General features: G+C 56.0%; 13 protein-coding genes. 4 read left to right on the top strand and 9 right to left on the bottom strand.

Features of this window, described 5'->3' with window-relative positions:
* The 5 genes from QQF73_RS08915 to QQF73_RS08895 form a co-directional block, all read right to left on the bottom strand.
* The gene (locus QQF73_RS08915; RefSeq protein WP_219865809.1) at positions 1-921 is read right to left on the bottom strand and encodes an alpha/beta fold hydrolase; all 921 of its coding nucleotides are present in this window, start codon (positions 919-921) and stop codon (positions 1-3) included.
* Positions 922-934: 13 nt separating this feature from the next.
* Positions 935-1,285, bottom strand: a complete 351-nt coding sequence (locus tag QQF73_RS08910; protein ID WP_008171779.1) for a PilZ domain-containing protein — start codon at positions 1,283-1,285, stop codon at positions 935-937.
* Between the two features lie 120 nt (positions 1,286-1,405).
* Positions 1,406-2,437 carry a DNA polymerase III subunit delta' gene (locus QQF73_RS08905; protein ID WP_285367924.1) on the bottom strand — a complete coding sequence of 344 codons (1,032 nt, stop codon included), beginning with the start codon at positions 2,435-2,437 and terminating at the stop codon, positions 1,406-1,408.
* Positions 2,434-4,512, bottom strand: a complete 2,079-nt coding sequence (locus tag QQF73_RS08900) for a transglutaminase TgpA family protein (protein WP_285367922.1) — start codon at positions 4,510-4,512, stop codon at positions 2,434-2,436. The genes QQF73_RS08905 and QQF73_RS08900 overlap by 4 nt, the downstream gene beginning before the upstream one ends.
* Positions 4,509-5,540, bottom strand: a complete 1,032-nt coding sequence (locus tag QQF73_RS08895) for a DUF58 domain-containing protein (protein WP_285367920.1) — start codon at positions 5,538-5,540, stop codon at positions 4,509-4,511. Before QQF73_RS08895 ends, QQF73_RS08900 begins: the two co-directional genes overlap by 4 nt.
* Positions 5,541-5,763: 223 nt before the next feature.
* Here QQF73_RS08895 and QQF73_RS08890 point away from each other — a divergent pair, with 223 nt between their 5' ends.
* Positions 5,764-6,381, top strand: a complete 618-nt coding sequence (locus QQF73_RS08890) for a hypothetical protein (protein WP_285367919.1) — start codon at positions 5,764-5,766, stop codon at positions 6,379-6,381.
* Between the two features lie 127 nt (positions 6,382-6,508).
* On the opposite strand, the gene QQF73_RS08885 is transcribed toward QQF73_RS08890, so the two are convergent.
* Together QQF73_RS08885 and QQF73_RS08880 are read right to left on the bottom strand one after the other, a co-directional pair.
* Complete coding sequence (locus QQF73_RS08885) at positions 6,509-7,423, bottom strand: DUF6160 family protein (RefSeq protein WP_219865813.1); 915 nt, start codon at positions 7,421-7,423, stop codon at positions 6,509-6,511.
* Positions 7,424-7,602: 179 nt separating this feature from the next.
* Positions 7,603-8,214, bottom strand: a complete 612-nt coding sequence (locus tag QQF73_RS08880) for a hypothetical protein (RefSeq protein ID WP_285367916.1) — start codon at positions 8,212-8,214, stop codon at positions 7,603-7,605.
* 188 nt (positions 8,215-8,402) lie between these two features.
* On the opposite strand from QQF73_RS08880, the gene pabB reads away from it, so the two are divergent.
* On the top strand, positions 8,403-9,749 hold the full coding sequence (pabB, locus tag QQF73_RS08875) for an aminodeoxychorismate synthase component I (protein WP_285367914.1): 1,347 nt from the start codon (positions 8,403-8,405) through the stop codon (positions 9,747-9,749).
* A gap of 38 nt (positions 9,750-9,787) precedes the next feature.
* Here pabB and thrH read toward each other — a convergent pair whose 3' ends face one another.
* On the bottom strand, positions 9,788-10,402 hold the full coding sequence (gene thrH / locus QQF73_RS08870; protein WP_219865816.1) for a bifunctional phosphoserine phosphatase/homoserine phosphotransferase ThrH: 615 nt from the start codon (positions 10,400-10,402) through the stop codon (positions 9,788-9,790).
* Positions 10,403-10,583: 181 nt separating this feature from the next.
* On the opposite strand from thrH, the gene QQF73_RS08865 reads away from it, so the two are divergent.
* Complete coding sequence (locus tag QQF73_RS08865; protein WP_285367911.1) at positions 10,584-11,306, top strand: phosphoadenylyl-sulfate reductase; 723 nt, start codon at positions 10,584-10,586, stop codon at positions 11,304-11,306.
* A gap of 30 nt (positions 11,307-11,336) precedes the next feature.
* Here the strand turns inward: QQF73_RS08865 and cysB are convergent, their stop codons facing one another.
* On the bottom strand, positions 11,337-12,314 hold the full coding sequence (gene cysB / locus QQF73_RS08860) for an HTH-type transcriptional regulator CysB (RefSeq protein ID WP_219865818.1): 978 nt from the start codon (positions 12,312-12,314) through the stop codon (positions 11,337-11,339).
* Positions 12,315-12,557: 243 nt separating this feature from the next.
* Here cysB and QQF73_RS08855 point away from each other — a divergent pair, with 243 nt between their 5' ends.
* Complete coding sequence (locus QQF73_RS08855) at positions 12,558-15,296, top strand: winged helix-turn-helix domain-containing protein (protein WP_285367908.1); 2,739 nt, start codon at positions 12,558-12,560, stop codon at positions 15,294-15,296.
* Positions 15,297-15,529: the final 233 nt, after the last annotated feature.

Raw genomic sequence — 15,529 nt, 5'->3', positions numbered from 1 at the left:
CTACTCATCTTCAAGAAAGTTTCGGATTGCCTCGGCAACTGGCCGGGTGTCGCCATCCAGATGACAATGATGCCCGCCCGGAACGTTGGCAATGTCGAGGGAGGCGATTACTTCACGACGCTCATCGAGCCCCTTCCTGAAGGCAAGCAGGCCTTTCTCCGCACGGACAAAGAGTGTCGGTGTAACAATCGCCTTTAACGACGCTATAACCTGATCCTCGCTCATCATAAGGGGCGAAGGGTGCCTCAGTCTTGGATCGGTCCGCCAGACGAAACCGTCTCCCTCGGGCTTCATATTGCGTGGAATAAGGGTAAGCGCTGCCTCGGGACTGAGCGGGCTCAAACCGCCCTCCCTGGCTTTGGCGGCGGATTGAATATCCGGATAGACGGTCTGGCGCCCGGACCCCGCGAGCCGCTTCTTGATGGCGCGCCTGAGCTGGGGCACCGTTTCTTCAACGGGCCGGCTGATCGCGCCCAGGCTGTCAATCATGACCAGTTTACGGACGTTCTCTGGAAAGGCAGCGGCATAAAGCGCACAGACGATTCCGCCAAGGGAGTGCCCGACAAGATCCACCTGGGTTTCGCCCGTGCCGGAGAAATGCCCGTCTACGACTTCCGCGAGATCGGCGACGTAATCCATAAGCAGGTAGCTCTGGCCCTCTGGCCGATGGCCAGACTGACCATGCCCTGCCATATCAATAGCATGCACATTCGCCAAGTCAGTCAACTCGGGGGCTAGCTTGATAAAGGACAGGCTGTTGTCCAGCCACCCGTGGAGCATGAGCACCGTTTTTGGTTCGGTCGCGCGCGTTCTGGCGGGCCAGGTCAATCCGGCGAGGGACAAGCTTCTGAGGCGCCATTTGGACTCCCGAAACCCTGCGGCACTCTTGATGGCTTCCGACGACATGGCGATATCATTCATGGCGAAATCGCCCTCACATTGTATGGGTGGGACGATCGGAACTCAGAGACCCTGCAAGGTAGGATTCAATTTTCGTACGGGCGGTTTCATCATCTCCATTAAACTGCACGCCGATGCCGGCTGCGCGATTTCCTTGCGCCCCTTTTGGCGTTATCCAGATGACTTTTCCGGCCACCGGAATTTTTTCCGGCTCATCCATCAGATTCAACAACAGGAAAACCTCATCGCCCAATTGGTACTGCTTTTGGGTCGGAATGAAGAGTCCGCCCTGTCGGATGTACGGCATGTAAGCGGCATAGAGTACCGCCTTGTCCTTGATGGTCAGGGTAAGAATGCCACTGCGTGCACCAAATCCGGGCCCCATAACTGACACCTTTCTTGTGTTATCTCGATAATTTGTCGTTTCAGGGACCAAAAATCCCTGTCATTTCGCAATCATAGCAGTTGTGAACGCTAAAGGCGCAATGCACCGGGATTGCGACCCTCAGCCAACCCGCCGTTTAACCGGCATCAGCTTTTGCCATGCGATCAATAGCCGGCTGGCTTCCAGTTCCGGGTTGGCATTGTAGACACCCGCTGCTCTGGAATCCCTTACCATATCCAACAAATCGTGGGCTCGCCACGCCGGATTCATTCGAGCAAGGTAAGCCAACATCTCTTCCGCTTCGTGATCATGGGCGCTCCCCCCGGAGCTCAATCGGGCCAGGTCTGCAGCCCAACCCTCGAATAGCCACAGACTCCCCTCAAGACCCAGGGCCTTGAACGCCTTGGCGGCCTCAGCTACGGGCATCTGCCCCTTCATGAACTGCTTGAACCGGGTAAATGCCTCATCTCGAAGGCTAAGGAAATCTCCGGTGGCATATTCCAGCGCCAGCCGCGGGGCATTGCCCGAGAGCATGAGGGCTTTAGCCAGAATGTCGGCAGGTGGGCGGTCCGCCTCTTCCAGTGCCTGGACTCTCTCCACCAACCACGTGTTTGCGGATTCCAAATCCGGCGTCGGGATGGTCAGAGTCTGACAGCGCGACCGAACGGTCGGCAGAACCGGCCTGCCGCTTTCCTGCAACAAGAGAAGTGTGACGTCCGGAAGAGGCTCCTCCAGAGTCTTCAACAGGGCATTGGCCGCATTGATATTCAGTTGATCGGCGCGATCAATGATTGCCACCTTTCGATTGGCAACCTGTGGGGACGCCACGGCAAACGTCGACAGTGCCCTGATCTGATCCACTTTGACCATTCGTGATTTTTCAGGGGCATAGACACGAACATCCGGGTGGCTGGACGCTGCGTACAGCTCGCATTGCTTACAGCGACCGCAGGCAACCGGTTCACCGGGTGCCTGATCTGCAGGGCTATCACACAGTAAAAGGCCGGCAACGGCTTCGGCCCATGCCCGTTTTCCGACACCCCGTTCCCCCGTGATGATCAGTGCGTGCGGGAGCCGGCCTTCCGACAGACGGTGCTGAACCGCTGACCAGGCCCGTTTGTGCCAGGGCATGTTGCGTGCGATATCGGTCACGGGCGTTTACCTGCTGTTGAATGAGAACGGCGCATTTGCTTTTTCATAGTGGCCAGCAAACGGCGGAGACGCTGCAATTGGTCATCCCTGCCTTCGGTCGGGTTGTCGCTATAGTAATGGCTGTTGACGGTTCGGGCAAAGAGCCGCGCAGACTCAGCCACCGCAGGTTCCGCCCGGCCCAGGCGCTCAGCCAGCGCAGTGGGTGTCTCGCCAGTCCGAACGGGCACTCCCGCCCGGAAACAGAGCAGGTGCCAGGTATCAACAATTCTCCGAAAGGCATCCCGACGTTCGCCCATGCGCACTTGCCACGCGGACATCAGACCAGCCACCAGCAAACCGGCGCCAACAATTCCCGCACTCAGATAGCCTAACTCTTTCAAGCCAAAACCTCCGGGTAGGCGTGACATCAGGTCCATCTGACTTTGTCCCTGGTAACCCACGACCCAGCGCTGCCACTGATAATTAATGCGATCCAATTGAAGGCTTGCCCATTGGATAATGGGAATATCGTTGTACCGTTGCGGCGATGTCCAGTCATCCTCAAGGAAGGAGCCCTCCTCCGCCACAGCCTCACGGAGCCCCGACTCAATCCGATCCGGTGCAATCGCAGCAGTTGGATCTACCCGAACCCAGCCCCTGCCCTCGATCCAGGCCTCAACCCAGGCGTGTGCATCGTATTGCCGCACGATCAGGTAGTCGCCACCGGCTCCTCGATCACCGCCCTGGTAGCCGACAACCACTCGCGCCGGAATGCCGGCCGCCCTCAAAACGAACACGGTCGCGCCGGCATAATGAGCACAAAAGCCCCGCTTGGCGTCAAAAAGCAGTGTGTCGATGCCATTGTCAGGCATTTGAGGTGGTCTGAGTGTGTAGAAATAGGGCTGTTCCCGGAATCGGGTCAGCAATGCCTGGAGGACTTCGCTATCCGTCAAACGTCGGCGCAAATCGTCAGCCAGATCCCGGGCTCTTGGATTCCCGGTGGCCGGCAACTGAAGGTACCGTCGGGCCTCCGCCGGTGGCAACGAGGTTGCCCCCCGATTCTCGGTTGCTTCCCGTTCCAGGCGGTATCGAACTGATGTGTCGGCTGGCCGTTTGAATCGAAACAGATCCTCGGATTCCTCGACCACATTGGCAGACACCGCCCGGGAGTTTTCCAGTGCAAAGGCCCAACGCTTATCGGTGGGTTCCAGAAGCACATCGTACTGTCGGGGCCCAAGATCACCTACGCCACCGTCCAGCGCCACACGCCCGGGGCGCTGATACCCCCCACCAGCGACCTGCCGCCAGGTTTCACCGTCCAGGTAATCCAGCACAAGGCCACGCCAATAGCGGTCCCTGTAGGCAGGCATTTCGCCACCAAACGTCACCCGAAACGCCCGCTCGCTGCTCTGTGCCAAGCTTGAGATGTCGCCCGGGCGCATAGTGTCACTGATACCCGACCTTGCTTCGCCGGAAACCAGTGGTACGCTCCATAAAGGCGACATTCGGGGAAAGAAAACAAACAGGAACACGACAATCGGCAAGGTTTTCGCCAACAACAGCCCCAGCCTCCGCCAACTCGCTTTCATGGCACCGGGAAAGTCCGGCGCATTAAGCACCTGCAGGCCCACCAGCAGTGCCGCAATCGCCGCCAGGTTTACCAGGGTCCAGTGAATCTCCTGGTGGAAGAGAAAATTAACCGTACTCAGATAGACCAGGATGAAAAACAGGACGTAGAAGTCCCTGGATGAGCGGGTTTCAAGCCACTTAAGACCGACCGCAAGCACAAAGAACGACGCGGCAGTATCAACGGAAAACCGGCCCCGCACGGTCGCAACATACACCGAGATCAACACCAGCATAATCCCGGCTCGCAACCACCGCCCCGGCAATCTTACTCGTCCGTACTGGGCAAGGCAGCGCCAAACCGCCAACACGGCACACGCCGCAATCAACCAGATTGGAAGGCGATCCAATTGCGGCGTCAGCAATAATGCGAAACTGCCGATAAGCCAAAGCACGGCCCTGGAAGGCAGGCCGGAGGTGGGGGATGGTACCTCCGACACAGCGCCGGATCGTTCCTTTAGCCCTCTCATACACCTTCCTCCGCAAATCCTGAGCCTGCAGCGTCCGGTCGGAGTCTGGTTCCGTGGCGCACTGAATCCATCTCGCGGGGACGTTTCTCCCCATACACGGCGAGGGCCCTAAGGCAACGATTGACGTGAGATGCGCCTGAATCGGGTTCAACAAGTTGACCCGGCAAACTGAGACCGAAGGGGATGCCGGATCGATCACGCTCGGCCACAAGCCAGGCGAGGTAACTGAGCCGTAACTCATGATCTGTGCCGGGGAAGGCATTGAAATCGAGCCAGTAGGGACTGCCTTGCTCTCCCTCCCATTCAGCGACCACCATCTGGCCACTTCGGGCGTAACGCTTCCACATCACCCTTTGACTCATATCCCCTTCGCGCCACGGCCTCAGGTCGGCGTGGTCGTTGCCTTCCGCCGGGCTGGAATTTTCGGAATCACTGCCATCTTCTACCGAACTGCCCACATCGGGAGCAGGAACCGGCCGAGGAAACACGATGCCGTAGGAGGCAGGCCGAATCCACGACCAGGCCTTGAGCAGACCGAAAGGAAACCGTGTCTCGATACGGATCCGGTCCGGGCGCAAATAGCCTCGATGCACCGAAGGGACTGGTAACGTCAGGTCTTTCGCCTGCCCTGCGGAAATGTGAGCGGCCCCAAGTCCGGAACCGTCACAGGATAAACGGATAGCAATGGCATTATCGCGACCGGCCGTCGCGCGAATTCGAAAAGGTAGCTCTTCACCCGCAATCCCTTCGCCTGTCTGGACCAGAGTCACTTCCAGCCCGGAAAGGTTTCGATGGGTCTGATGCATGGCACCAACGAAAACCGCCCCCAGTAGAAAGGTCGTCAGGTAAATCAGACTGTTCTGATAGTTAATGCCGGTGATCAACATCACCAGCAACAGGACACCGAATACCGTGCCGGCACCTGTAGGCAAAATGAAAATATTCTTCTGACTGAGCAACTGGACGTCCGCGCGGGGAATTCGTCGATTCACCCACCGTTTCCAACGGTTCTTGAATAGGTTCTTCATGGTGCCCTTCGGGCCAGTAAAAGCATTAAAAGTTCCGGCAATATAAACCGTGTAGCGACAGCTTAATAACAATACTGGAAATTCGACGATTCTGATCACAAATGCAATCAATCCAGCTTGAAAACCTGTCCTACAAACCGAATACTTGATATTGGAAGCATCCTGACTGCAGTAAGGTCAGACATGCCATGAATCAGCGTTTATCTTCCCAAAAGGCCTGATTATGAAACGCCGAAATCTGCTCGCTGCTTCAGTCGCAGGGATTAGTGCATCCCTCCCTGCCCTGGCAGGTGTTCAGGCACTGACTTCAGACGAGATGGTCGAAACCTATGTTAAGGATTCTGCCGTTATTGTCGTCCCCAAGGAGCAACAGAAATCAGAAGCGGACCGCCAACGAATCATCCGCTCGCTCACGATTTCCCCCGGCGAGCCGGTGCTCAGCGAGGCCGAAGAGGAAGCCTATCGGGAAGCCTTGCAAAGGTACATTGAGGAAGGAAAAACGGATGCGCTCGAAAGCGCTGAAGACGAATTCCTGAGACGCGCCCTGCTCTTGCCCCAGGAAGAGCTCGCGCGGGCACAGCCCCCCGCCGAGTTTACACCTACGATTCCTCCGCTGATTTTCGGCCAGCAGGCCCAGATACCGGATGAACCATTTTCCCAGACTTTCCTGAATGATCAGTTGGGGATTGGGTTTGACGGCCAGAACCTCAACTTCTCCATTGGCAATCCGCCGGGCATTGATCAGATTCAGGTACCCCAGGCGATCAACGAAGGGCCCGTCACCCTTACCCCCCGTCCCGGTGGCGGGTTTGATCTTTCCATTGCAGTGCCCGACCAATAATCTGGCCCCATTTCAAGACCAAGACGGCAGCCCCAGGGTTGCCGTTTTTTTTCGATTCCAACTTTTCAGGTGCAAAAAAAACGCCCCGCTAGGCGGGGCGCTTCACCAGTTCTGGTATCAGGTCAGATTAGTGACCGTAGATAGCCATCTTGGTGTCGGTAACGGCCAGGTTATCCAGGGCCACGGAACCGATGGAGGTACCACCAATTTCAACAGCGCCGATAGCAACGTCCATGTAGACGTTGTTTACGTCAACGCGCAGTACGTCAACAGCGGTAGAGGCACCCAGGCCAGCACCCTTGTAAACGTCCAGGTTAACGTTCGCATAGTTGGTCAACTTACCAAACGCCAGCTGTTGCTGCGGGTTAGTAAGATCGTAGCCCTCTGCAGACGCACCGCTGCTTGCTGCCAGTTCTTCATCAGCAGTTGTACCGTTACCATCGTAGTCGAAATTAGTGCCAGCACCTGTAACGGTCAGGTCACGGATACCGATAGCCAGGAAATCAACGTCGAAGTCCATATCGTCGATGTCGAACGCAACAGCTACGTTGAGGTGATCAGTCGCAGTGTCTACGCGCATATCCAGAGCCGCCAGGTCACCGTGCATACTCATGTTGGAGATCAGAGTAGTGCTGTCTGTACCAGTAGAACCCGCGAGGAGCTCCATGGAATCAACAGTCATACCCCAGTCGATCGGAACAGGTGCGCCGGTGGCCGGATCGGTCTGAAGTGACCCAACGTGGATGATGGCGTCACCATCGTCAGCAACGTCAATATCGATCTTCAGCTGGTCAAGGAGGTCAGTGCCAGTACCACCGGCAACACCAGAACCACCAAGCACGATGCCGTTAACCGCGAAGGAGCCTTCATCGGTGTACTTGAACTGGCCGATGCTTACTTTGGTTTCCAGCTCGATGGTCACACCGGCCTGACCGGTAACGTTACCCATGGCGCTGTCGTTCATGGCTTTCAGTTCTGCGTTGGCTGCAAAAGGAGCCGCGGCGATAGCTGTAGCAAGAGCAATTTTATTCAGGCCTTTCATTCTTATCTCCTTATAAACTCATGTTGTTCTTATCTGAGCTTTTTAGTTTTGGGTGTGGACTTCGTTACTCCACAATTCCATTTAAGATTGTTTTACAGTCCTAGTCCGTGACTTCATTCACAGTTCTTAACCCACCAATTACAACCTGAAACAAACCACGACTATTTCTCAAAATGCCCTTAACTGGTGCTAGGTGCCTGACCTTTATCATCGTAGAACATCTGAAATGGCTTATTGTTGGTCACAGGTTCCGCGTATTTGACGTTGCCACCATCAATCTCAAAAGGAACAATCTTTGTCGCAGAAATACCGAGGCGATGTTCGTGTTCAAGCACAAGCACCTCTTGAGGATTGTCCTCACTGAGCTTGCCTGCATAGACGATAACCGCAGCATTAATTTTTCCCCTCCGTGCGATGGATTTCAGCGCTGCCCGGAACATGGCGATCCGGATCTGGGGGGGCGCACCATCAGCCGATTCATCCAACGAAACCTTCTTGACGGTTATGCCATCTGACATAAGCATCCAGGCTGACGGCATCGCCTGTCCCTTTCCCTCCAACTCAGGCGCATACTCTTCCGTCGCATTTCTGGCCAGGTAAGCTAGTTGCTTGTTCCCGATCACCAGATACTTTGCCATCTCCTTCTTTGAGATCACCCCATCCGATAACACACTGTTCTTCGGAATTTTCACCTCAACGGTCTCCTCCTGAGCCAGAGAAACCCCAGAACCGAGCGTAATAACGCCAGATAACAAGGTCGCGGTAATTTTTGCCCGAGAGAAAAGCTGCATGGTTTATTTCCTGTTGTTGGTTCATGAAACAGACGCGAAGCCCGGCCTCTTTCGATAGAATAGGCCGTGCCGTTATTGCCATTTGCGTTGATTGTTTTTAAGTACATCATTAAATCAGCGCTAATCCGCAACCGACAATGTCCGTTTTGTGGCCTGATTATCATTCTTCCGAATTTTCCGAGGGCAAATTGACTCTTTCCGTAACCACTCCCATCAGTGAGCATCAGTACAAACGTCTGTTGACCCACGCATCCAAAGAACGTGATTTCGTGTATGTGGGAAGTGTGGGTGCAGGGGAAGCCCGGGGCTCATTCAGTGGATTCTCGGCAACTGCCTCGGAATCCCGGATCCTGTTTTCGCCGGACGCCGGCCCAGCGGAAGTCAAAACACTGATTGCGGACATGGAGTCAATCGTTTCAGACTTCGAGCTCCGTGACGAAGGGAATAAACAGTGCCTCAAGGGTGGATGGATCGGTTTTCTCAGCTACGAACTCGGCTACGCAAGGGAAGCGCATCTTACAGCGCTATGCCCCAGGTCGCCGGTGCCTCTTGTCTCTGCCGGGTTTTACCTCTGGACTGCGAGCTATAATCGCAAGACCGAAGCGCACTACCTCTGGGTACACCCACAATGCCCGGCAAGGGTGCGCGAAAAACTGGATGGTTGGCTGAGCTCCGAACCCGTAGCCATTGATTCATCCTGGGCCATGCCCTCCTGCTTCAGGCCCCGCCAATCCCCCGAGGCGTTCAAGGCCAGCGTTGAGGCTATTTGCCGATACATAGAGGCGGGAGACTGCTATCAGGCGAACCTGTCTCAGGAGTTTGTAGGCCGGTATCAAGGTGAGCCCTGGACCGCGTTCCAGGCACTTGCAGAGGCGAACCCGACACCGTACAGCGCCTTTATCCGGGCCGGAGATGATGCCGTTCTCTCCATTTCACCGGAACGGTTCCTGGAAATTGACGGAAACACGATCACAACCAGCCCAATCAAGGGTACCCGAGCAAGGGGTACAACCCCGGAAGAAGACAGAGCACTGGCGGAAGAGCTTGAGGCATCGGACAAAGACCGGGCCGAGAACTTGATGATCGTCGACCTACTGCGGAATGATCTGAGCCTGAATTCGGCAACCGGCAGTGTGATCGTTGACAAGCTTTTTGCCCTCGAATCCTATCGGAACGTTCACCATCTGGTCAGCCACATACACGCCCGACTCGCACCGGGCGTAACGCCGCTAAAGGCGCTCTTCGACGCTTTCCCGGGCGGCTCCATCACCGGCGCCCCCAAGATTCGGGCCATGGAGATCATCCGGGAACTGGAACCACACTGGCGCGGTCCCTATTGCGGCTCTGTTTTTTATCGGGGCCTGGACGGCACACTGGACAGCAACATCGCCATTCGGACCATGCTGTGCCAAGGCGACGGCACCATACGCTGCTGGGGAGGCGGGGGAATTGTCTCGGATTCGGAACCCGAGAGTGAATATCAGGAGACGCTGACGAAGGTCAGACCACTGATGGAGTTCCTCGAAAACCTGTAAGGGGGAGCCACGAACCCTCCCCCCGCCAGAGAATCCGCTCAGGCGCTGTGATTGGCGCTGGCTTTGAGAAATTCCTGTCTCAGATCGTCAAAGTTGTGCACCGCCGGGAATTGTGGAAACTCGTCAATCACATTCTGGGGCGCATGAAACAGAATCCCCGCCTCAGCCTGCCCCAGCATAGTGGTATCGTTGTACGAGTCACCGGCAGCGATCACCCGGTAGTTGAGCAACTGGAAAGCTCGGACAGACTGCCGCTTCGGGTCGCGCTGGCGCAGCAGGTAATCTGTAATCTGTCCGTTGTCTGCCACTTCAAGCTTATGACAGAGCAACGCCGGGAAACCGAGCTTTGCCATCAGCGGCATGGCGAACTCGTAGAAAGTATCGGACAGAATCACCACCTGGAATCGTTCCCGCAGCCAGTCCAAAAACTCCCGGGCGCCTGGCAGCGGGTCCAGTTCGCCAATCACCTCCTGAATCTGTGGCAATCCATAGCCATGCTGGTCAAGCAGTTTGAGGCGCTGGGTCATAAGTACGTCGTAATCAGGGATGTCACGAGTCGTCGCCTTGAGCTCTTCAATACCGGTTTTCTCCGCGAACGCGATCCAGATTTCCGGGATCAGTACTCCCTCAAGGTCAAGGCATGCGAGTTCCACAATGGTCTCCTGATAGACAGTTAGGTATGTCGGAGCAACGGCCCCGCTCTGGTTTGCGCCGTATGATAAGAAAATACCGCGAGGATTGCATCGGGCATAACCATATAGACGCTCATTCCTTCATGCTATGAGGCATTTAATGGTAGCCTTTTCACTCATTTAGATCAGGTACCTGCAGGACATGACCGATATCCAACAGCTCCGGGACGAATTAGAAGGACAGAGCCCCCGCTCCATCCTTAAGGCCGCACTCAAGGCGTACGACAACATAGCCATCTCGTTCAGTGGCGCCGAGGACGTAGTGCTCATTGAAATGGCCCACAAACTTACCGACAACCTTCAGGTCTTCACCCTGGACACGGGTAGATTGCACCCCGAGACTTATGAGTTTGTTGAGAAGGTCCGGAAGCACTATGGCATCGACATCGAAGTGCTGTTCCCGGACGCCGATGAAGTACAGGACCTTGTTCACCGAAAGGGGCTGTTCAGTTTTTACGAGGATGGTCATTCCGAATGCTGCGGTATTCGTAAGGTCAATCCCTTGAAGCGCAAACTTGCAACCGTCGATGCGTGGATTACGGGGCAGCGGAAGGACCAGAGTCCGGGCACCCGCAATGATGTGCCCGTGGTCCAGGAAGACTCGGCGTTTTCGACAGACGAGAAAACCCTGGTCAAATTCAATCCGCTGGCAGACTGGACGTCCAAGGAGGTCTGGGACTATATCCGGATGTCAGAAGCACCCTACAATGAGCTGCACGAAAAGGGCTTCGTCAGTATCGGCTGCCAGCCGTGCACCCGCCCCGTTCTGCCGGGCCAGCACGAACGGGAAGGACGCTGGTGGTGGGAAGAAGCCACCAAGAAAGAGTGTGGCCTGCATGCCGACAACCTGATCGCCAAGAATTAAACCGGCCGTGCTATCGAATCGCCCACCGACTCAGTAGGTGGGCAGATCCACATCCTTGAAGAGTTCCTCTATCTCAGCCCTGCTTCCCTGATGGGCCACCGCCTCATCGACTCGCTCTTTGGTAAGATGCGGCGCAAAGCGCTCAATAAAGTCATACATGTAACCGCGCAGGAAAGTGCCTTTCCGGAACCCGATCCGGGTGATGCTTGGACGAAACAGCTTCCTGGCATCAAGGGCAACCAGGTCCTGGTCGGTTTCCGGGTCAAACGCCATGCTCGCAATGATGCCAACACCGAGCCCCAGGCGAACGTAAGTCTTGATGACGTCGGCATCGGCGGCCGTGAACACCACCTTGGGCGTGAGTCCCTGGGACTGAAAGGCTTCGTCCAGCTTGGAGCGCCCGGTGAAACCGAATACGTAGGTCACGAGTGGGTACTCGGCGAGGTCGGGCAGTGTAAGCTCATCGATTTTGGCCAACGGATGGTTTTTTGGAACGATTACACTGCGATTCCACTTATAGCAGGGCATCATGATGAGATCGTTAAACAACTCCATGGCCTCAGTGGCGATGGCAAAATCGACCGCTCCATTGGCTGCCATCTCAGAAATCTGCATTGGCGTCCCCTGATGCATGTGCAAGGAAACGTCAGGATAGGATTCAATAAAGCCTCTGATTATCGGCGGCAAGGCATACCGTGCCTGGGTGTGAGTAGTTGCAATACTCAGATCTCCCTGGCGCTGGTTACTGAATTCCTGGGCAATTTTCTTGATCCCTTCTACCCGGCGCAGGATTTCTCCTGCCTCGCGGATGATTATCTCACCGCCCGGGGTTATCCGGGTCAGATGCTTTCCGCTCCTCGCGAAAACCTCGAGGCCAAGTTCATCTTCCAGCAAGCGAATTTGCTTTGAAATTCCCGGCTGTGAGGTAAAGAGGCTTTGAGCGGTTGCGGACACATTAAGGTCGTGATGGGCAACCTCCCATATATATCGCAACTGTTGTAATTTCATTGAGTCTGTTGCTCCCTGGATTCCCGGCCTTCGGCTAGCGGCCTGTTCTCGCAATTCTGCCCCAGCCTACGCATAACGAATCTATTTTTCATGCTTTTTTAGTATAGAAGAAGCTTTATCCTAAGTTTAGACCAAAAATGAATTAAAGCGTCGTTCAACCTGCCCTAATGCCTTAAATCCCCTTGACTTGGCTGTGACAAAGCACACAATCCGTTATCAACACTTTCCGCATTCAGAGATACAATGCTGCTGACCACCAAATTCCTTCGGCCGACCTCTGACCATCGTGCTGTTCGCCGTGACCGGTTGAGCACGATGCTCGAGCCTCACAGCCCGAAGAGGCTGAACCTGGTTATAGCGCCGGCCGGTTTCGGAAAGACGACTCTCGTTGCTCAGTGGTGCGCAAGCACGCCCTCTCCCACGGCGTGGCTCTCACTGGATGACCATGACGATGAGCGGCGACGGTTTTGGCAGTACGTCATTGGAGCGTTCGAATACTCCGGGCTGGCCGGGCTGGATGAATGCCGGAAAAAGCTCAGCCAGGATTCCCACGACGCAGCGACCGGCGCAATTACCGGCCTCCTGAATGTTCTGTCTGCTGACCAGAGCCCCTGGAATCTGGTGCTCGACGATTTTCATCTGGTTCAGGATGAGCAGATTCTGCGGGACTTCGCCTATTTCATTGACTACCTGCCACCCGAAATCACCGTCACGCTGGCTTCCAGAACTGAACCGCCGCTCCCCCTTGCCCGCTGGCGGGTCCGGCGGTGGATTGAAGATATCCACCCGGGCCTACTCGCGTTTTCAGAGGACGAATGTCGCCGTTTCTTTCACGACACCATGGGGATAAACCTCCCTGACGCGGAGGTGCGCTCCATATGTCGGAGGACCGAGGGCTGGGTTGCCGCCATGCAGCTCACGGCGCTGTCGGGCGGCGGCCAGATCAGCGATGTCCGCAAAGGCAGTCACCTGGCCAGCGAGAGCCAGGCTCAGCTGGATATCGATGAGCGGCATATCAGTGATTATGTGCTGGCTGAAGTCCTCGAACAGCAGTCGGCCGAGGTGGCAAACTTCCTTCTGGATACCGCCTGCTGTCCGCGGCTCTGCGCCTCACTCTGCGACGCCATTCGCGGCCAACAGGACAGCCAGCAGAGACTGGAGCAGTTACTCAGTCAGAACCTGTTCCTGATTCCCCTGGACAATCACGATCAATGGTTTCGCTATCACGACCTCTTCCGGGACGCACTACTGCAGCGTATCCGGCACTCAGATCCGGACCGGGCGCTGACACTTTGGCAGAAAACCGTTAAATGGTTACTGGACCATGGACAGGTTCAGGAAGGCATTACCCAGATAGTCAATCAGCAAGACTGGGACTGGTTGGCAACCGTGCTTGCAGAACATGGCAACAACCTGATTCACGGAGGGTATCACTTACCGGTGCTGGACTGGATTGAGTCGCTGCCGGAGCACCTCGTTCAGGACAGCCCACAGTTACAGATGCTCCGAATCTGGGGCCTCTTTTTTGCCAATCGCCTCGATGCCCTCGCCCCGCTGCTGGCCTCGGTTGAAGACCTGCTAGACCGTCGGGTCGCCGACTCGCATCCCGATGCTGAAGGCGCCTTGGGCCTTCAGAGCGAAATCTCTCTCATTCGGTCATACCTGGCCCGCACACGAAGTGACGACAAGAGTGCCAGCGACCTGACCAGACAGGTACTCAAAGACATCGACCACACCCAGATTCCGCTCAAGTCGGTTACCTATTACGGCTTGGGGCTGGACTACCATGGCGAAGGACTTCTCGCCGACGCGGAAGACGCGCTGCAATCAGCTGTCCGATACGGTCAGGTTGAGCGAAAGCCTAGCACCGTGCTCTCCAGCGGAGGTCTGCTGGCGTGGATACAATACAACCGAGGCGATGTCGACCTGGCCCTGGAAACCTGCATGGAGATACGCAGGTGGGTCGACAAACATTACTCCGACCCCAGCCAACCGCGGCTCATTTCATGTTGGCAAAACAGCGCCCTGACCGAGATCTATCGGGAACGGAATGAACCTCAACTGGCGGCAACGCACCTTGCGCCCCTGCTGGAGCATGTTAATCGGGGCACAGAGCCTGGGCAGCACGTTATTATCCAATACGTTCGTGGCCACCTCGCCTTCAGCGAAGGCCGACTCCAGGATGCGATTGAAGTGCTTGAGGATGCCGTCCTGACTGGGCGCAAACGCCGGGACCACATTGTGTTTGAACCGCCGGCAAGCTCCGCCCTTCTGGCCAGATGCTATCTGGCCACCGGGCATCCGGAAAAAGCAGAGGCATGCCTCGGGTCGCCGGACGATCGCCAGTTCACCAACCCACTGAATCGCGAGCAGAATCTTATCAGCATCGCCAGAGTTCTGGTGGCTAAAAAATGCCCTGAAAAAGCCCAGCAAATACTCGAGGATCTGCTGCCCTTGGCTGAGCGCAATGCTCACAATCGCCACCTCGTCGAGATACTCCTGGTTTACGGCGAGGCGCTGGACCTGCAGGGCCGCCATAGGGAGGCCACCGAAATGTTGAATCGCGCGGTGTTAAAGGCGTCGGAGGCAGGATTTATGCGCCTGTTCGCAGAGGAAAGTCCCCGGCTGCGCCATCTGATTCAGGAACTTTCAGTATTGAAAACTCCCGGCCGCTGGAACCAGGCACTCCTGGAGATGCTAAAACAGCAGGCATCCGTGATGGCTGACACCACGGGACCAACTTCCGTGGCGCCACCACAAACTCCCCCGGGCAACCAGTTGCAGGAACCGCTGAGCCACCGGGAAATGGAAGTGCTTGCCCTAATCCACGAGGGGCATGCCAACAAGGAAATTGCGACAAAGATGGACGTGGCACCCGCGACCGTGAAAGCTCATATACGCAACCTGTACGGTAAGCTTGGCGTGGGCCGACGGACCGAGGCGCTCGCAAAAGCCAGGGATCTGGGGCTACTGAACCCCTGAGGTCCAACGGAGGTTTTTGTGACGCACATCTCATTTTCTGGCAACTAATGATGTCCACTACGCCCTTTGGACGATCCGGCTACGCCCTCTAATCCCCTATTATCTTTCCAACGGTGAGGCAAAACCGTCACCTCGAATTCTGAAACTTCAGGCCTTCAGACTTCTTGTTCCGCGTTGTTTCGACGCCCCGGGTTCGTAAGAACCCTTTCACGAGAGCCAACCCGCAAGGGCTG

It is taken from the genome of Marinobacter albus (genome assembly GCF_030238305.1).
Taxonomy (GTDB): domain Bacteria; phylum Pseudomonadota; class Gammaproteobacteria; order Pseudomonadales; family Oleiphilaceae; genus Marinobacter; species Marinobacter albus.
This window is presented reverse-complemented; position numbering and strand designations above follow the sequence as displayed.